The sequence below is a fragment of the Alcanivorax sp. genome (assembly GCF_014762765.1).
Lineage (GTDB): Bacteria > Pseudomonadota > Gammaproteobacteria > Pseudomonadales > Alcanivoracaceae > Alcanivorax.
Genome location: NZ_JABURH010000129.1, coordinates 48,393 through 66,234, shown reverse-complemented (window position 1 = coordinate 66,234; position 17,842 = coordinate 48,393). Strand labels below are relative to the sequence as shown.

The following is a 17,842-nucleotide window of genomic DNA, read 5'->3' as shown; positions in this document are numbered from 1 at the left end:
ATGGGGAAAACATGAAGTCGATGTTCTGTCTGCTTTGCTTGCTGCTGTCCGGCGTGGCTGTTGCTGATTGCCCGCGGGTGGCTGGTCAGGAAGATGATCGGCGGGCCAATGCGGGCTGCCTGATTCTGCACGATGACAAGGTGTTATTGGTAACCCATCGCTGGGGCGGCAAGCTGGGAGTGCCGGGTGGCACCCGCGAAGTGGATGAGTTGGCGCAATGTACGGCACATCGGGAAACCCTGGAAGAGACAGGGTTGGCGGTGACAGTGGGGCGGCGCCTGGCGGTGATGAAGAACGGCTTTCATCTCTATCGCTGTCATGCGAATGAGCGGGTGTCAGAAGAGTCGTTAGCAGTGCCGGCGTCGGGGATCGCCGAGGTAAAGGCGCTGGGTTGGCACTCCCTGGATTCGCTGAACCGGGACAGCTGGCGCTTTTCCTACCAGTTTGATCTTTTCCGGGAATTGGTGGCAAAGACTATCCTGGAAGATCAGGGGCGCGGCCCTTGATCTTCGGTGGTCCCCCCGGCTGGCGTCAGGCCTGTTTGGCCAAAGTTGCAGAGCCTGCCAGCGCTTCAATGAAGGGCTGCCAGCACTCGATCACTGGATAACGGCCCTGGTCTTCCAGTACGTGAAAGTGTGCCCCGGGGATGGCCTGTGCCATGCGTCGGGCCGGTTCCAGTTGTATGCTGCGGTCCAGGGCGCCATGCCATACCAGGGTGGGAATCGTAACCTCTGACAGTTCGAATCCCCAGGGGCGCAACACCCGAAGATAGTCATCAATGATCACTCTTGCGCCCTGGAACCAGCGTTGCCGTAATTGCGGTAACGTGATCGCTTGTACCGCCGGGTCATTGATCAGTCTGGCGTCCTTGTCATCCAGGAACCGGGAGAAGAAGGAAAAGAATTTTTCCGGAGAGCGATTGACGCCCCGCAGCGCCATTTTACCCAGAGAGATAAAGATCCTGGGGTCGCGATCCACCATTTTCAGCAGCCGGCCATGCATCGGGTCCAGCTGGCCTTCCTGCATGTATTGCCAGGGAACAATGCTGCCAATTACCCCGACCCGTTCGAACAGGGACGGATATTTGGCGGCAGCGGCAAGAGCGTAGGGGCCGCCGAAACAATAGCCGGCCAGAACGGGCTTTTGCAGGTTAAGGCGTTCGCAAAAATGGCGCAGATCCTCGGCGAAATCCACAAAGTTGCCATTCGGGCAGGGGCTGGAGATGCCAAAGCCGGGGCGAACCACCACCAGCACCCTCAGGCCTTGCGATACATACCAGTCATGATGGGGTTCATGGCACGGCATATTGCCGGCCTGATTTTCCATGACAAGCAGAGGCTTGCCCTCCGGGCAGCCATACTCGAACCAGCTCAGTACTCGATTGTCGGGCAGCACCATAAAGCGCTCTTCGCGACCATCGTGGGTGGTGAGGGACGGTGTTGCCAGCAGCGCATGGCTCATGGCCCGACTGACCAGGGCCACCTGACTGCTGATGCCGGTTTTGCCCATGATCGATTTGAGCTGGGTGCGGGCAGTATGAACACTTATCGATAACAGGTCTGCGCTCTGGCTGAGATTGCCCACCTTGCACAACAGATGTAGCAGCCTGGCTTCAGCCGGGGAAATGCCGAACAGGTCTGCCAGAGACTGGACGGATGGCGCTGCCACGCTCTTGTCTGCAAATACCCAGACTACCGTGGTGATACGGGATACATCATCAGGGGCGTCCGAGCGGAACACCGGCATGCATAGCAGTACCAGTTGTTCCTGTTCGGAATGCAGTAACTGGCTGTCACGGCCTTGCTGCAGGCGCACGACTTGCTGTAATTGCTGCTTGAGACGGGGGTCGCTGAGCATCAGCGCACCGCCATCGGCCATCCGCAAGGGCCCTGAGGCCAGAATGCGATCGGCTGCTGAATTGTGTCTCACCACATGCAGCTGGTCATCAAGCATGAGCATGGGCCAGGGCAGCCGATTGGTCATGTCATTGAGGAGATGGTTCTGGTCTTCCTGGGAATGCATGTGATTGCTACTGCGTACTGCCCGATCCAGGTGCTGAAGCAGCGATTCCATGATCTCCAGATCCTGTTCCTGCTGCTGGCACCAGTCGACCATGGGCTCCAGCAACTCGCCCCAATCCCCTGGTGACAGAGCGGTTTCGTAGATGCGGCCGATCAGCGCATCCCATTGTTTTTGTTCGATATCCATGTCCAGTTCCCAGTCATCCCTCTTTATTACCTTAGCAAATATTCACAGCCGGGCTGTAATGGTTGCGTTAAGCGGGACTGGAGCGGGATAAAGAGGGCATGGCGGTACCCGGGAAACGCTAGGTGGAAAGCGGTTGGCGCGCCGCACCCCCGACCGTTGCAGGTGCCAGGGGTGGGTGCGATGGAGCGTGTTACTGTGAGGAAACGAGGGATTGCATCAACCCGGGGTAGATCGCATCGGCGGCCTTGATGGCATCCTGGAAGTTGCTGTTGTCGGCATGGACCGTTTTCAGATAACGGGCCATGTCATCCAGGCTGCGGAAGGACTGGTCAGAGGTTTCGCGAATATAATCCATGCCGCCGGAAGCGCTGATGGCCGCGGAGTGCCCCACCTTCTTGCCGACCTTGGAGCCGAGGATGCCGCCAATAAAAGGCACATTTTCAAGGGCCTTGGATGCGGCATAGGCGCCTGCGGCGGAGCCGATAGCGCCACCCATCTTGGCATTGATGGCCTTGTCGACCCATTCCGCCAGAACACCATCACTGGTCCAGGGATTCATGTACTCGCCGCTGTTGTCCGGGATCAGCAGGGCCGCCACGGTATCCTGCTGGCTGGCACGGGGGCTGGCCGCCAGGTTGGCTGCGGCACCGGGTTGCGCGGCAGGCCGGTTGCCGCTGCGGATCATGGCAGCGATCAGGTCGCTGGAGAGGCCGCTCTTGCGCAAGCGGCGAATTTCCTCGTCGCTGAAGGGCTTGTAGGGGCCCTGGGCTTCCACCTGGGCTGCCAGAATGGACTGGCTGGTGCCGCGTTTGGCGGCGTCCACCAGATCAATCACCCGTTGACCGTCCGGACCCACAAACCACAGGGCGTCCTCCTCGGAGAGGAATGCCACGTACCTAGGAAACCGGGACACATTTTCCCGGTGCCAGCCCAGGGTGTTACGGCGCGGGGTATGGCTGGCCAGGTTGGCAAGAATCTCACTGGCAAACAGGCTGTGTGGATTCTCGATCAACCACTGACGTTGCTCGAGAATATCCTTGCCGGCGATTTCCTGATCGTACTGCTGTTTCTGCACAGCGACCCATTCTTCCAGCGCCTGGCGATGTTGTCGCATCATGTCGTTGGCCATGTCCGCCGAGGCAATGGCGGGATCTTTTTTACCGACGAAAAGTGCCGAGGGTGAATAGACGGAAATATAACCCCGGATACTGCCGTTGGCCTGGGAGGTGAACAGCGTCTCTCCGCCGGCGTTAACCGTCATTTCGCTGTCGAACTGCATATCGGAACTGCTGGGCAGTGTGAAAATCGAGGCGATATACATGAGAAAATGTCCCCAGTTCATTTTGAACGTCTCATTTTCTACATGCATGGATAGGTAGGGCGATTGGCTTGTCGCTGATTCGCCGGACAAGGTTTCGACCTGAGGTGTCAGAGCGCTCTCAATGGTCGGGGGGATTTTTTTCCAGTCCGGGTGGTTGCGAACACGGGAGTGGGCATCCACTCTCACGGGGGCAACCTGGAAAGCAACGGGCAGTGAGGTGTCGCCCATTGCCGGAGAGGTGCTGTCTTCTGCTGGAACATAACGGTAGGTCATGCAGCCACTGATCAGAAGCAGGCTGACCATGATCAGGGTGAAGCGGTAAACAGTTCGAATTGACATGGTGGGCTCCTGAATCAGCGTGCCGAATTGGCTACGGCGGTTTGCAGGCCGGGGTAGATCTTGTCGGCGGCCTTGATCACATCCACAAAGTTGCTCTTGTCGCTGTGGGTGGTGGCAAGCCAGCGGGCCATGTCATTCATGGAGTTGAAGGAAAGGTCAGAACTGCTGCGAATGAAGTCCCAGCCGCCGGAAGCTTCCAGCGCCGTGTTTCCGCCCACGGCCTTGCCGGCCTTGGAGCCCAGAAAGCCACCCAGCATGCCGCCGAAGGGAACGTTTTCCAGTACCTTGTTGGCCGCGTAGGCACCGGCAACGCCACCTACGGCTGAGCCGGTTGCCTTGCCCATGGACACGTTGATGGTCTTGTTGACCCACTCGGCTGTCACGCCATCGCTGGTGTAGGGCGACAGGAACTGGCCACTGTTGTCCTTGATAGCAAGGGCGTCGATCTGCTGCTGCTGGATGGCGGCCTGTTGCTCGGCAGTCTGCTCACGACGCTCAAGGACCACGTCGCGGGTTCCGGCAGTGCCCGGAGACATGATGCTCAGGCGGGCAAAGGTGCCGGGCTCGCCACGCATTTGGGCAACCAGCTGTTGTAAGGTCTGGCCGCTGGTCGGGGTCATTTCCCCGTCCTTGCCTTCACCGATGGCCACGATCAGGTCGCCGCTCTGCAACTGGCCGCTTTCTTCAGCCGCGCTCAGCGGAACCAGACTATCGATGCGCAGGAAATGTTTATCTTCGGTCTGATTGATGCGGACGCCGAGCAAGCCCTTACCGAGGGGTTCTCCGGTGGGCGACTGGCCGCCAGCCGCCAGAGAGGAGGAATCCAGTTGAGCCCAAACCTGTTGAGCGTTGTTGCTGTAATCGACACAACGCCAAGCGCCTTCGGAGTGCTGCGCTTGCACCTGGAAGCTGCCCGGCGCAACAAGGGTTGAATGGTAGACCATCTTGCCGGATACCACTTCGGCCTGTACGCAGGCGGTTTGGCCGGTTTGGCTGGCCTGCAGTACCTGTGCCTGGTAGGCGCTGGTGTCAGTTGAGGTGGTTACACTGCCGTTGACGGTGGTCACGGCGGGGCTGCTTGTACTGCCTTGTTGATAACTGGAGGCGCAGGCGCCCAGTAGTGCAGAACCGAGCACGACCGCCCCCAAGCGGATGCTGGCAGAAATGCGTTCCATGATAATGATCTCCTGTTAACGCCTGTCCGGGCGGGCGGTCGTTCCCGTGGCGCCCGCGGACAGTAAAAGGGTTAGCGGTAAAGAATGTTGTCTTGAGTGGCCTTGCTCATTTCAAAGCCGTCGCCCCACACCAGGGTGCCCAGCTCCATATCCACCATTTCGAAGGAAATGTAGTGGTAGCGCTGACGCATCTGGCTTTGGCGATCAATGGCGTCCTGGGAGGTGATGGTGGCAAACATCTGGTAGTCGACCCCGGCGGTGGCCTGGGTCTTGCGGATGGTGCCGCCATCCACCAGCCCTTCGCGTTTGATTTCGCGCTCTTTCTGGATCGCTGCCAGGTTCTGGCGATTGACGAACACCATGCGCCCGTTGGCGGCACGGGTAAGCTCGATCTGCAGCCGCTTGGCGAGCATGTTGAGATTGATCACCGAGGTGCTCTCGTTCTTGAAGCCTTCCATGTCAATCAGTACCCGGGGTGGGGTGGGGCGGTTGGAAACCATGGGATTGGCCAGCAGGCTGCGCATCATTTTGTCGGTCATGGCGACTACGTCCTGGGATTCGATGCCGACCCCCTGAACCCGTCCGGCACTGCCTACGTCCTGGTATACGGAAGGCTGCCCGGCGGCGTTATCGACCCGTGACGGCGCACAGGCGCTGACCAGCACAGCGGCACCGAGGATGGCGATAGGTTTGAAAGCTTTCATGGTGTTCCCCTCATGGAATTCGTGGATAAATAAGGTGCTTACTGGCTCATCTGGGCCATGGTATGCAGAGCAATTTCCTTGCCGGTGGCGCTCATGGGCTGCGGGCGATCGCGCTTTTCGAAGCCGCTTTCAGCCACCACCCAGGCATGTTGGTCTTCACTGCCCGGCGGTTTGCCATCGGTGTTGAAAACCGCGAGCACGCTCGCATCTTTCACGGACAGCACGCGCACCTGGTAGAGGCCATCGCGGTCAAAATCGCTGCCTACCACCAATTCCAGTACGTAGTCCGCTTGCTGGGAAAGAGCGCGCATCTGCAGGCGCAACTGATCCGGCGAGGCGCGTTCGAACGTGCCGTCTTCCAGGTCGTTATCGGTAATGCGCTGGGCCATGGCTTGATCAATGACAGTAGCCCCGCCTTGCTTGAAGGTGCTGATGAGTCCGCCCTGCAGGCCCAGGGCAATGGCGTTGCGGTCTGAGCTACGCAGACCGCCACGGCTTTCCTGTTCCATCGTCAGGGTGGCGCGCCCTTTTTCTTCGCGGGCATCCTTGCCGGTGACGCTGAGCTCGCCTTTGGCATTGAGACTGCCGCGGTGGTGGCTGTACCAGTCACTGACGCGGCTGGGGAATTCACGATTCCAGAATACGGCAATACGCGGTTTCCCCTGTTCAGGGAAAGCCTGACGAAAACGGCTGATGACGTCCTTCTCAGGTGGGCGCTGGTACTGATCACGGAGGCTTTCCGCGTAGGCCTCCTCGCTCATGGGGACCTGGGCGGGTGCCATCATTTCGGTGGCGGGGTGATCCTGCTGGGCAAAAGCCTGGCTGCTGGCGAGCCAGGCAAGGGGCAGGGCGAGAGCGACGAAACTTTTCATTTTGCCTGCCTCACTTCCACCCGATATTTCAGCTGCGCAGTGGTGGTGGATTTTTCCAGATAGACACTGGTGGAGTTGGCCGGGACCACGACCCGTTGCCAGCGCGGTTCCACGTCGGTGGGAATCTCGGACTGGTCAAAGAACTGGGTGCGGGCTTCCAGGATGCCGTTGTAGTCGGTGTGGTTACGCAGCACCACGAAGACTTCCGAGGTGTTGGCCGGGGTACGGCGAATGCCATGCTTTTCGGCGGTAAAGCGGAACACCTTGTGAGGACCGGGAATGCCGCCACTGAAGTTACGATTCAGGTCGTAATCGGTAAACGTCACACTGTTGTAGGTGGTCGGCGCGGTGCGCTGTTCATGCTCCAGCTTGCTGCTGTTCTGGCAGCCGACAAGCAAGGAGCCGGCCAGCAGACCGGCGACAAGGGCGAATTTCGCGTGCATGGAGTTCTCCTTAACGGGGTTAACGGGCACTGGCGAAAATCACGCCGTTGCCATTCTTGTCGAAGAAAATACGGGCGGGTTTGCTGCCCGGTGGTTGGGTAATACCGGCCTTGTTGGTGAAGGTGACTTTGGCGTTTTGGGTATCCCCGGAAAGCCGGGCGCTGCCCAGGTGCAGGGTGTCGGGCAGGCTGGTGCAGTAGCGGGTATCGGCGCGGGTCTTGGTACGGGCGGACATGCCCTGGGCGGCGACGCCAATGGCGGTGATGGTGTTGAAGCCGGCGGCAAGGCCTCCACCGGCGCCGGCGGCGATGCCGGTGATCAGGCTGTTGTCGCTGAGGCTGGTCATGGCGTCGCCCACGTTGCCGGTGGTCTGCTTGAACTGCACCTTGCCTTCGATGATGCGATCCACCGCCCGCCCGCCTCGCGTAGAGGCCTGGAAAAACACGTCTTCCGCCGGGTAGAGGGTCTGATTGAGGCCATCACCGGAAATCTTTGCGCGGTTTTCGGTAAAGCCCTTGCCGCGACGGTAGACCAGTTCGAAGTGACCGACGCCGTCGGCCAGTTTGCGCGGGGAGGTGCCGGTTTCCGCCACGATCAGGGTATTGTCGCTGTCACCAGGGACCGGGCCGTCGGGACGAAACTGGCGGAACTCCTCGAAATGCTCACTGGCGAGGCGCTCGTTGCCATCCAGGCGCGCCGCCCAGCCGGCCAGATAGACCAGTGAGGCGAAGTCGGTGCTGTGCTGTTCTTCCTCGGCGAACGCGTCCTGCAGCAGGCCGTTGAGGAAGGTGGCGCGGGCGTTACCGTAATCGCCATCGATCAGATAGATCAGGCCGCGATAGTAATAGACCATGGAGCGTTCATAGGGCTCGCCCTTGAATTCCTTTTCTCCCTCCTCGTACCAGAGGCTTCGCGCTTTGCGCGCGGCATCGTTGTCCGCATAGACGCTTTCGATGTTGGCGATGGCTTCATCCAGGGTACGGCGGGCGGTATCCAGATCACCGGTTTTGAATGCGGTGGCACCGATTTCCATCAGGTTCAGCACTTCATTGCGGCGTCCTTCCTGAAACAGCTTGCGCCAGGCGGGCTGCAAGGCCGCTGGCTGACTGGCCACATACTCCTGTTTGGCAGGATCCAGCGGTGTTACGGCGTATTGCTTGGGGCCGGTGGCGCAGGCGCTCAACAGGCCGGCTCCGAGTAGTGGTAGTAGGAGTTTCTTGCAGGCATAAAGGGGGCGTTCCCCTGAAACAGCAGGCGTAAACGTGTTAGCCATCAACTTCCCCGTTGGATGGATTCTTTTTGGTGTCGTGCGGGGCGTCCCCTGACCCTCACCCGCGCGAAGTTGTTAGCTGCAAGTATTGAGCAGGCCAAGATCGGCGCGCATCCCCCATATGGGGGATAAAGCCATATTTCCCGATAAATATTGCCTCTGCTTTCGGTTCTGCCGGCTTGATTCCCTTGATTGTTTTGATACCCAATTTGGGGGATGCGGGTGTTCCGGCCGGTCGCTAGCCTGATATTTCCGTTCTCGGGGAATAAGGGAGAAAAGGCTATGAGGGCATTATTACGGGGCGCCAGCCTGGCGGTAGCGGTTGCTATTACCGGGTGTGGCGGTAGCGATAGCAGCAGTGGTGGGGGAGGAGGCTCATCGGGGCCGCCTGATGGCGGTACTGCCATGAAGGGTAGCGCTGTCAAAGGGCCGCTGGCCAATGCCGCTGTCACGTTGTACCAGCTGGACGTCAATGCACAGGACGGGGCGGGGCCTCAACTTGATACCGGTGCTACCGATGCCAGAGCAGCCTTTACCGGTGTCAGTATTCCTGAGGGAGCCACCGGCGAGGTTCTGGTTGAGGTGCGGGCCGACGGCGACACCGTTGACCTGACCACTGACCAGGCACCGGTGATTACCCGTTTGTTGTCAGTGACCTCTGTCGAGGCGGTAGCCGCCGGGGAAACCAACTACCCGACGCCGTTGAGCACCCTGGTGGTGAACATGGCGCTGGCCAACGCAGACAGCTCTGCTAATGGTTTTGCCGGTGACGATGATGGCACGGTGACCGCAGATGAATGGGCGGCAGCATTGAAGCTGGCCAAAAGCAAGGTACGCAGCCAGTTCGGCTTTGGCCTGCTGGATGACAGCGTGGATCTGTTGTCTTCCCCGCCTCTGATCACCAGCGATCAGGATGATCAGGAACAGGTGGTCAAGTTACGGACTGCGGTGGAAGCGGTGGCGGCACTGATGGCAGATATGGCAGAAACCGCCAAGACTGCGGATCCCAACAGCACCGAAACCGCAGACTCCATGTTTGCGGCCCTGTCGGAGGATCTCAACGACGGCCAGGTAGATGGACAGAGTGGTGGTGAAGCCATCTCGACCTTCTCCAACATCGCCGATGTGGCTGCCGAAGTCACCCAGGATCCTTCCTCGCTGACCATTCCGGGTTCCACTACAACCGTCTCGCAGGTTGCAACGGTGGTTGCCAATGAGACCGAAGATACCGGTGTGGACACGGATACCACCACGGCACAAAACACCACCACAGTGGTGGAGCCGGCGGAAGTGGAAAGTGATATTGACCAGGACGGTACGCCGGACAGCAGCGATGCGGATATTGATGGCGACGGCTTGATCAACGAGCAGGATGCTGCGCCCTTTGATCCGGACCGCGACGAAGATGGCGTAGTCGATGGTGAAGATGCTTTCCCGGATGATCCTGCGGAAACCGCTGATACCGATGAAGACGGCGTCGGTGATAATGCCGATGTGTTCCCTGAAGACCCCACCGAGACTGTCGATACTGATGGTGATGGTGTGGGGGACAACGGTGACGCCTTCCCGGAAGATCCCGCCGAGACTGTCGATACTGATGAAGATGGCGTGGGTGATAACGCGGATGCCTTCCCCGAAGATCCCGCCGAAACCGTGGACACGGATGAGGATGGCGTAGGGGATAATGCTGATGCCTTCCCGAACGATCCTTCTGAGACCACAGATACGGATGAAGATGGCGTCGGGGACAATGCAGATGATTTCCCTGAAGACCCGGCAGAAACCACGGACTCTGACAGTGACGGTGTGGGGGATAATGGCGACGCCTTCCCCAATGATGCTAACGAAACCACTGACACAGATAACGATGGTGTGGGGGACAACGCAGATGCTTTCCCCAATGATCCGAATGAAACCACAGACACGGATAACGACGGTGTGGGTGACATTGCGGATGCCTTCCCCGATGACCCCAACGAAACCCAGGACAGCGATTCCGATGGTGTAGGGGACAACGCGGATGACTTCCCCAATGACTCCACCGAAACCACTGATTCGGACGGTGATGGTGTGGGCGATAACGCCGATGCTTTTCCGGAAGACTCTACCGAAAGCGTGGATGCGGATAGTGATGGCTTTGGTGCCAACGTGGCAGATCCGGACGATGCAGACCCCTGTGTTCCGGATGCCAATGCCGCTGCCTGTAACGGTGGTTCACCAGCCGCTGTGTGGGATCAATTCAACTGGGATCAAGCCAACTGGCAGTGAGGCCGTTGGTTAAAGCACGAAATCTATAGAGGGTAATAGAGATGAAAAAATTTATTCTGACTGGCCTCACCGCTGCACTGATGAGCGCGAATGTAATGGCATCGGAAGTGGTTGAGGGTACGGATACAACGGTTTTTACTGCTGATTCACCGGCGGTTGCCAGCGAAGTGAATGGTAATTTCGCTGCTCTGATCGCCGCAATCAATGACAACTCCCAGCGACTTGATGCGCTGGAAGCGTCTGTGGATGATGGCAGTGTTGAGGGTTCCTACACCTTTGTCGAGTTGGCAATTGAATTGGCGGCCAATAGTGGAACGGGGCTGACCGAAGCTTACTCGGAAATTTCCAGTTTCAGCTCCACGGGTAGCTTTACGCTGTCTGCGAACGGTGATTTTTCCGGTACGATCAATGAAAATCGGTCTACCTTGTTTTCGACCGTGAATGGCGATTGTGGTGTCGAGGGATGCCGAGATGCATTTGACCCGGATTTCGGCAACACGGGTTCGGAGCCGCTCAACGGTACCTGGAGCGATGACGGTTCCACCGTCACCCTGACGCTTGGCCCGAACGATATTGTGGTGCTGCAAAAGGCCGGGCCGAACATGCTGATTTTGAGTCAGAAGGATACGGTGACAACCGATGGTGAGCCAATTTATGACTTCACCAACATTGCCTTTTTGATCAAGCAGTAACGTTCAGAAACCGGGGCTGCATCCGCAGCCCCGGTTTTTTCAATACCGCGTTTCCGCCATTCCTGAAAACTGCTTGGCCAGATAGGTGGCATAGTTGTCTGTCATGCCGGCAAGAAAATCCAGTGCCCGCATGATGCACTGATAAATTCTTTCCTGTTCAGGCATCTGTTCCAGGTTTTCCGGGAAACTGTGTCGGCCAATCAGGTCGATGATACGTTCATGGCGATAGTTCCTGGCGCTATCGCAGGCATGGGATACCGCGGCTTCAATCAGGCCGTCCAGTAGCGCACCCATCACTTCGAAGGCACCAATTTCCAGCTCGATTTTCCGTGGATGCTCGAAAACTTTCGAGCGGGCCAGCTGTTTGGCATTTTCCACCACATCGCGCACCGCCGGTTCGCAATGGCTGATCAGATCTCCTTCCATTCTGCCGCCCAGCAGGTTGTCATGATTGGCGACAAAAGCTTCCACGCCGGCTTCGATAAAGCGCTCGATGATCTTGCCTCGTAACAAGGCAGCCTTGCGGCCGTCGCGCAGGTCGGAATGGATCAGATCACGCACCTCGGGGGTATCCGGCAAAGCGGGTTGCAGCAGGGCATAGACTTCGTCCCAGTGCAGCAGGTCCATCTCCAGACCATCTTCCAGATCGATAATGGCGTAGCAGAAGTCGTCGGCGGCCTCCATCAGATAGGCCAGCGGGTGGCGGCAGAAGCGACCCGGAGAAATTTCCCTCAGGCCGGTGGCAACGGCCACTTCACGAAAGGCATCTGCTTCCGACACAAAGGCGCTGTACTTGCCGGGCTTGCTGCTGGCTCCGCTGCTGTCGGTGGCATCGACGGACAGCCAGGGATATTTCAGGAAGGTGGCCAGGGTGGCGTAGGTCAGGCGCATGCCGCCGTCGTACTGGTGGTATTCACTCTTGGTAATGATGCGAAAGCCCTGGGCATTGCCTTCGAAAAAGGTCAGATCGCTTTGTTGCTCCGGCGCCAGCATGGCGAGGAAGCGTTGCCCCCGTTCCTGGAACCAGGCGCGGATGGCACGCTCACCGGTGTGCCCGAACGGCGGGTTGCCGATATCGTGGGCCAGACAGGCGGACTGAACGATGTCGCCAAAGTCGGTGGCGCTGACCGTATCCGGCAGCAGCTGGCGTTGCTGCAGCCTTTCGCCCACGCGAATACCCAGGGTGCGTCCCACGCAGGACACTTCCAGGGAATGGGTCAGGCGGTTGTGAACATGGTCGTTGGTGGCCAGCGGGTGCACCTGGGTCTTGCGTGCCAGCCGCCGGAAGGCGCCAGAGAAGATGATCTTGTCGTGGTCGCGCAAGAAGGCGGTGCGGCCGCTTTCATCCTTGGCGCTGCGTCCGCCCAGCCGGGCCTTGTTGAGTAACTGGTGCCAGTCCATACAAAAAAATCCGCCTGCGGGCTTGATGAAAAACGCCGTCGCACCCAACGTGAGAAGAACCAATCACAGCATGTTGCCATGGGCCGTGCTGGGATGAACAGAACAGGAACGCAGTGAAACACGAACGGGAGGCGTAATGAATCTGGATAAACCCCTGCTGATGCTGGTCACCAGTGCATCGCAAATGGGCCAGGGTCAGCAGACCGGCCTGTGGCTGGAAGAATTCGCGGTACCCTGGTTGTTGTTCCGGGAGAAAAATATCCCGGTGGTGGTGGCCAGCCCCCGTGGTGGCAAGATTCCGGTGGACCCCAACTCGGTGCCGGATGACGAACAGAAAGCCCAGTGGTCGGAAGCCATCTCTGCCCTGCAGGATACCCGTCCCCTGGAAGAGATCTGGGAAGACGGTTTCGCCGGTGTCTTTGTCCCTGGCGGCCATGGCGCCATGTTCGATATGCCCGATCATCCGCTGGTGGCGGCAGTGATGGAGCGTACCTGGATCCAGGGTGGTCTGCTTGGTGCGGTCTGTCATGGCCCGGCGGCCCTGGTGGGGCTGCGCGATGAAAATGGCGCGCCGCTGGTGCAGAACCGCACCCTGACCTGCTTCACCAATGAGGAAGAGCAGGAAGTGGGCCTCGATGAGGTGATGCCGTTCCTGCTGGCGACTCGCCTGGCAGAACTGGGGGCGACGCTGGATCTGGGCGACAAGTTTGTCAGTCACGTGGTCGCGGACGGGCGACTGATCACCGGGCAGAACCCGCAATCCAGCCAGGCCGTGGCCGACGCCATGGTCGAGGCGCTGTACCGGGAATAGCCGAGACAGGTAAGGTTACGGCATCGCGCCGCTGGGCGTTTGTTTTGTTATGGGAGACACAATGGGGATTTACGATTACACCGCCACTACCCTGAGTGGCGAAGACAAGGCGCTGGCCGACTTCAAAGGCAAGGTGCTGCTGGTTGTGAATACCGCCAGCAAGTGCGGTTTTACGCCGCAGTACAAGGGCCTGGAAGCGCTGTATGACGACCTGCAGGAAAAGGGCCTGGAGATTCTTGGCTTTCCCTGCAACCAGTTCGGCAAGCAGGAGCCCGGTGCCGCAGACGAGATCGGTGCCTTCTGCGAGAAGAACTACGGGGTCAGCTTCACCATGTTCGACAAGATCGACGTGAACGGTGACAACACCCACCCGCTGTACGCCTACCTGAAAAACGAAGCCACCGGTGTGCTGGGTAGCAAGGCGATCAAATGGAACTTCACCAAGTTCCTGATCAACCGGGATGGCAAGGTCATCAAGCGCTATGCGCCCACTGACAAGCCGGAAGCGATCCGCAAGGATATTGAAAAGCTGCTGTAGAGAGACGAGCTGCAAGCTACAAGCTTCAAGCTGCAACGCGAATGAGGCATGAGAGTGAGGCGAGTTGATTGCCCGCGCTTCGAGGTTTGGGCGCGGGCCTGGCCTTTCAGAACCTGAAGGTCATTGGCGCGCCTTGTAGCTTGAGGCTTGCAGCTTGTAGCTGCTTTCATACGCCCTTACGCTTTTCCAGCCATTCAAAGGCGGCCATGCCCGTTACCATAGCGGCGACGAATATCACTGCCTTGAGGCTGCCGGTGCCCAGTGCCACCAGCGCCGGGCCCGGACAAAAGCCCGCCAGCCCCCAGCCCACCCCGAAACCCAGTGAGCCGAGTACCAGACGCCGGTCCAGTTTGCGGTTGCCGGGTATCTGGATGGGGTCGCCACTCCAGGCCAGGTGACGACCCTTGGTCAGGGCAAAGCCCACCGACGCCACCGCGATGGCTCCCACCATTACCAGCGCCAGGGACGGGTCCCAGTCGCCGGCCAGATCCAGAAAGGCCAGCACCTTGGCGGGGTTGGCCATGCCGGCCAGCAACAAACCGATGCCGAAAATCAGGCCGACGATGAAGGCACTCAGTTGCGAACGGTTCATGCCGCACCTCCAAGCAAATGACGAACCACAAAGACGGTGACAAAGCCGCTGCCCATGAATGCCAGGGTGGCTACCAGGGAGCGCGGAGACAGCCGCGATATGCCGCAGACCCCATGACCACTGGTGCAACCGGCGCCATAGCGGGTGCTGATGCCGACGATCAGCCCGGCCACAATCAGCAGGGGCCAGTCTGCGGCGATAATCAGTGGCGGCAGGGTGGTCGCCAGGCTCCACAGCAGCGGGGCGGCGATCATGCCCAGCGCAAAGGCCAGTCGCCAGGCCCGGTCACCGGGGGAAGGGCGCAGCAGGCCGCCGACAATGCCACTGATGCCGGCAATGCGGCCGTTGGCATGAATAAAGAGGGCGGCGGCCAGCCCGATCAGGGCGCCACCGGCCAGGGCCGACCAGGGTGTAAAGGCGGTCCAGTCGATGGTCATGAAGTCTCTCCACAAAAAAGGGCGTACAGGGTTTCCAGCACGGCCAGGGCCTTGGGGTCGGCAATGGAATAGTGCATCTGCTTGCCATCCCGACGACTGGCCACCAGCCCCTCCCGGCGCAGGACGCCGAGCTGCTGGGACAGGGAGGGTTGGTAAACGCCAACCAACTCTTCCAGCTCGCTGACGCTGCGCTCGCCCTCGGTGAGCTGGCAGAGCAGCAGCAGTCGATCCGGGTGTGATAACGCTTTGAGAAGCTGGCTGGCGTCGGTGGCGTTATCGCGCAGGGCATCCATATCCAGAGTTTGCATGATACTTCCATAAAATATATTTAAATAAAATATATAATGAATGCCTGGAGTCATGCAAGTGATCCGGGGCTTTTTCACAAAGGCGCGGCCCTAGACCGGCAGCACACCGTAGTAGACGGCGAAGAAGTGGCAGACACTGCCGCCCATCACGAACAGGTGCCAGATAGCGTGGTTGAAGGGAATAAAGCGGTCGGCCAGGTAGAAAATCACTCCAGCGGTGTAGGTAATACCGCCGGCCAGGATCAACCAGAAGCCCACCTCGTTCAATTTGGTTGTCAGTTCCCCGGAGGCGAACAGGATCAGCCAGCCCATGGCCAGGTAAATGCCCACCCGCATCAGCTTGAAACGGTGGCCGTACATGGCCTTCAGGCCGATGCCGATGAGCGCCAGTGTCCAGATCACCGCAAACAGGATCCAGCCGGTCTGGCCGCGCAGATTCACCAGCAGGAAGGGGGTATAGGTGCCGGCAATCAGCCCATAGATGGCGCAATGGTCCAGCATCTTGAACACCGCCCGCCACTTCGGGTTACGCAGGCTGTGATACAGGGCGCTGGCGCTGTAGAGCAGAATCAGGCTGGCACCGAAAATGCTGAAGCCGACAATTTTCCAGGGATCGCCCTGCAGGCTGGCGGCAACGATCAATATCACCGTGCCGGCGACGCTCAGGGCGGCGCCGATGCCGTGCGTCAAGCCGTTCAACCATTCTTCCAGAATAGAGTAATCCGTTTCCGGTTGCGGGGTTGCGGTCATTGACGAGGTCTTCTTGCAGCTAGAGGGGAGTCTGCATCATGCCGAGCGCCAAAGGCGCCTGTAAAGCGCCAATTCGGACAGTGCCGCATATCAGTGTTTTCTATCGATGTGATGAAAGCAATTTTCTGTTGGTAACGTGGGTGTGGCGTTACGGTAATTCTGACTCGTGGCAGAGCAGGGTTGAAGTTCCTGTTCAGAAAGCCATGTTGAGAAGAGTGGAAAACATTCTTCGTCACATTTGCACAGCAAGGAGCCACGCAATGATTGAACACAATAAGCAGGTTGCCGAGCAATTGAGCAAGTTGCTGGCCGAGAGCTACACCCTCTACCTGAAAACTCACAAGTATCACTGGAACGTGACCGGTCCCATGTTTCACAGCCTGCACCTGTTGTTCGAGCAACAGTACACCGAGCTGGCCCTGGCGGTGGACACCATCGCCGAACGTATTCGGGCGCTGGGCTGGAAGGCGCCGGGCAGCTACGCAGAGTTTGCCAAGTTATCCACGGTGAAGGATGCGGTGGGCGACCCCTCTGCCAGTGACATGATCCGTGAACTTGCCGAAGATCACCGCACTGTGGCCGAGCAGGCCAATCGGGTGTTGAAGCTGGCCGGCGAGCACGAGGATGAAGGTTCCTCCACGGTAGCCAGCGACCGTATCGAGATCCACGAAAAGGCAGCCTGGATGCTGTCCGCCCATCTTGATTGATAGGCGGGATCAATTGCTCAGATAGAGGTAATTCGTTTTTCAGATAAATAGAGGGTGGCTATTATTGAATGCATATCAAACGAGTCACCCTCTAATTGGCACAAGGAGTGCAAGTATGCTGGAAAATCGCGAAGGGCAACCCGTCCCCCAGGTCACCTTCCGGACCCGTGAGGGGAATGAATGGCGGGATGTGACCACCGATGACCTGTTCAAGGGAAAGACAGTGGTGGTATTCGCCCTGCCGGGTGCGTTCACTCCGACTTGTTCTTCCACTCACCTTCCCCGCTATAACGAGCTGGCTCCGGTGCTGAAAGCCAACGGCGTGGATGACATCGTCTGCCTGTCCGTTAACGACGGCTTTGTAATGAACGCCTGGGCTGGTGACCAGTCTGCCGGCAACATCCGTTTCATTCCGGATGGTAATGGTGAGTTCACTGATAAGATGGGCATGCTGGTGGACAAGCAGGATCTCGGGTTTGGGCCGCGTAGCTGGCGTTATTCCATGCTGGTGAAAGACGGGGTGATCGACCGCATGTTCATTGAGCCGGAAAAGCCCGGCGACCCGTTCGAGGTCTCTGATGCGGATACCATGCTCAATTACATCAATGGCGAAGCGGCCCTGCCCAAGCGGGTTACCGTTTTCACCAAACCAGGTTGTCCGCACTGCACCCGAGCCAAGAAGGCGCTGGCCGACAACGGCTACGCGTTTGAAGAAATCGAACTGGGTAGCCGTGGCCTAAGCTACAGCTCCTTGGCCGCGGTAACCGGTGCCGGCACCACGCCGCAGGTATATATCGAAGGCGAACGCATTGGCGGCGCCGACGAGCTGGAGGCCTGGCTCAAGGCCTGATCAGGCTGCAGGCACCGTAACGAGCAACCCCGTGACGCGCTCACCGTCACCGCATGGCAGGTCGGGTGGACCCTCCAGCCGTGCACCTTCTTCCCCCCTTGGGTCGACGCCTGTCGGCCCTTTTTTTTACGGTAACCCGCAGCGGCTTTGCGAGCC

General features: G+C 58.9%; 19 protein-coding genes. 7 read left to right on the top strand and 12 right to left on the bottom strand.

Annotated features, from left to right (window positions below; translation table 11 throughout):
- Nucleotides 1–506: NUDIX hydrolase (locus tag HUJ17_RS08775; protein WP_290510333.1), on the top strand; the 506-nt coding region annotated here is incomplete at its 5' end.
- Between the two features lie 25 nt (nucleotides 507–531).
- Here the strand turns inward: HUJ17_RS08775 and HUJ17_RS08770 are convergent.
- The 7 genes from HUJ17_RS08770 to HUJ17_RS08740 form a co-directional block, all read right to left on the bottom strand.
- Nucleotides 532–2,208, bottom strand: coding sequence for an alpha/beta fold hydrolase (locus HUJ17_RS08770; RefSeq protein ID WP_290510332.1), 1,677 nt, complete (start codon nucleotides 2,206–2,208; stop codon nucleotides 532–534).
- A 190-nt stretch (nucleotides 2,209–2,398) separates the two neighbouring features.
- Nucleotides 2,399–3,868 (bottom strand): hypothetical protein, encoded by a 1,470-nt coding sequence (locus HUJ17_RS08765; protein ID WP_290510331.1) that lies wholly within the window; start codon nucleotides 3,866–3,868, stop codon nucleotides 2,399–2,401.
- A gap of 14 nt (nucleotides 3,869–3,882) precedes the next feature.
- Nucleotides 3,883–5,043: a PDZ domain-containing protein gene (locus HUJ17_RS08760; protein WP_290510330.1), complete on the bottom strand. Its 1,161-nt coding sequence runs from the start codon at nucleotides 5,041–5,043 to the stop codon at nucleotides 3,883–3,885.
- 71 nt (nucleotides 5,044–5,114) lie between these two features.
- Nucleotides 5,115–5,747 carry a CsgG/HfaB family protein gene (locus tag HUJ17_RS08755; RefSeq protein WP_290510329.1) on the bottom strand — a complete coding sequence of 211 codons (633 nt, stop codon included), beginning with the start codon at nucleotides 5,745–5,747 and terminating at the stop codon, nucleotides 5,115–5,117.
- 38 nt (nucleotides 5,748–5,785) lie between these two features.
- Entirely contained in the window at nucleotides 5,786–6,619 is an 834-nt protein-coding gene (locus HUJ17_RS08750; protein ID WP_103917171.1) for a hypothetical protein, read from the bottom strand.
- A complete protein-coding gene (locus HUJ17_RS08745) occupies nucleotides 6,616–7,062 on the bottom strand; it encodes a hypothetical protein (protein WP_290510328.1) in 447 nt (148 codons plus the stop codon). The genes HUJ17_RS08750 and HUJ17_RS08745 overlap by 4 nt, the downstream gene beginning before the upstream one ends.
- A gap of 19 nt (nucleotides 7,063–7,081) precedes the next feature.
- Nucleotides 7,082–8,335, bottom strand: a complete 1,254-nt coding sequence (locus HUJ17_RS08740) for a hypothetical protein (protein ID WP_290510327.1) — start codon at nucleotides 8,333–8,335, stop codon at nucleotides 7,082–7,084.
- A gap of 279 nt (nucleotides 8,336–8,614) precedes the next feature.
- Between HUJ17_RS08740 and HUJ17_RS08735 the strand changes: the two genes are divergently transcribed.
- The gene (locus HUJ17_RS08735) at nucleotides 8,615–10,600 is read left to right on the top strand and encodes a thrombospondin type 3 repeat-containing protein (RefSeq protein WP_290510326.1); all 1,986 of its coding nucleotides are present in this window, start codon (nucleotides 8,615–8,617) and stop codon (nucleotides 10,598–10,600) included.
- Between the two features lie 41 nt (nucleotides 10,601–10,641).
- Nucleotides 10,642–11,292: a hypothetical protein gene (locus tag HUJ17_RS08730; protein WP_290498387.1), complete on the top strand. Its 651-nt coding sequence runs from the start codon at nucleotides 10,642–10,644 to the stop codon at nucleotides 11,290–11,292.
- Nucleotides 11,293–11,331: 39 nt separating this feature from the next.
- Here the strand turns inward: HUJ17_RS08730 and HUJ17_RS08725 are convergent, their stop codons facing one another.
- A complete protein-coding gene (locus tag HUJ17_RS08725; protein ID WP_290510325.1) occupies nucleotides 11,332–12,693 on the bottom strand; it encodes a deoxyguanosinetriphosphate triphosphohydrolase in 1,362 nt (453 codons plus the stop codon).
- Between the two features lie 136 nt (nucleotides 12,694–12,829).
- On the opposite strand from HUJ17_RS08725, the gene HUJ17_RS08720 reads away from it, so the two are divergent.
- Together HUJ17_RS08720 and HUJ17_RS08715 are read left to right on the top strand one after the other, a co-directional pair.
- Nucleotides 12,830–13,504 carry a type 1 glutamine amidotransferase domain-containing protein gene (locus HUJ17_RS08720; RefSeq protein ID WP_290510324.1) on the top strand — a complete coding sequence of 225 codons (675 nt, stop codon included), beginning with the start codon at nucleotides 12,830–12,832 and terminating at the stop codon, nucleotides 13,502–13,504.
- Nucleotides 13,505–13,565: 61 nt separating this feature from the next.
- Complete coding sequence (locus tag HUJ17_RS08715; protein WP_103917165.1) at nucleotides 13,566–14,042, top strand: glutathione peroxidase; 477 nt, start codon at nucleotides 13,566–13,568, stop codon at nucleotides 14,040–14,042.
- A gap of 166 nt (nucleotides 14,043–14,208) precedes the next feature.
- Here the strand turns inward: HUJ17_RS08715 and HUJ17_RS08710 are convergent, their stop codons facing one another.
- The 4 genes from HUJ17_RS08710 to HUJ17_RS08695 form a co-directional block, all read right to left on the bottom strand.
- On the bottom strand, nucleotides 14,209–14,634 hold the full coding sequence (locus tag HUJ17_RS08710) for a DUF6691 family protein (RefSeq protein WP_290510323.1): 426 nt from the start codon (nucleotides 14,632–14,634) through the stop codon (nucleotides 14,209–14,211).
- Nucleotides 14,631–15,071, bottom strand: a complete 441-nt coding sequence (locus tag HUJ17_RS08705) for a YeeE/YedE family protein (protein WP_290510322.1) — start codon at nucleotides 15,069–15,071, stop codon at nucleotides 14,631–14,633. Before HUJ17_RS08705 ends, HUJ17_RS08710 begins: the two co-directional genes overlap by 4 nt.
- Nucleotides 15,068–15,379 (bottom strand): metalloregulator ArsR/SmtB family transcription factor, encoded by a 312-nt coding sequence (locus tag HUJ17_RS08700; protein WP_103917162.1) that lies wholly within the window; start codon nucleotides 15,377–15,379, stop codon nucleotides 15,068–15,070. Before HUJ17_RS08700 ends, HUJ17_RS08705 begins: the two co-directional genes overlap by 4 nt.
- Before the next feature lie 90 nt (nucleotides 15,380–15,469).
- A complete protein-coding gene (locus HUJ17_RS08695) occupies nucleotides 15,470–16,129 on the bottom strand; it encodes a hemolysin III family protein (protein WP_103917161.1) in 660 nt (219 codons plus the stop codon).
- A gap of 260 nt (nucleotides 16,130–16,389) precedes the next feature.
- On the opposite strand from HUJ17_RS08695, the gene HUJ17_RS08690 reads away from it, so the two are divergent.
- Both HUJ17_RS08690 and HUJ17_RS08685 read left to right on the top strand, forming a co-directional pair.
- Nucleotides 16,390–16,836, top strand: a complete 447-nt coding sequence (locus HUJ17_RS08690; RefSeq protein WP_103917160.1) for a DNA starvation/stationary phase protection protein — start codon at nucleotides 16,390–16,392, stop codon at nucleotides 16,834–16,836.
- 115 nt (nucleotides 16,837–16,951) lie between these two features.
- Nucleotides 16,952–17,686 carry a glutathione peroxidase gene (locus HUJ17_RS08685; protein WP_290510321.1) on the top strand — a complete coding sequence of 245 codons (735 nt, stop codon included), beginning with the start codon at nucleotides 16,952–16,954 and terminating at the stop codon, nucleotides 17,684–17,686.
- Nucleotides 17,687–17,842 lie beyond the last annotated feature (156 nt).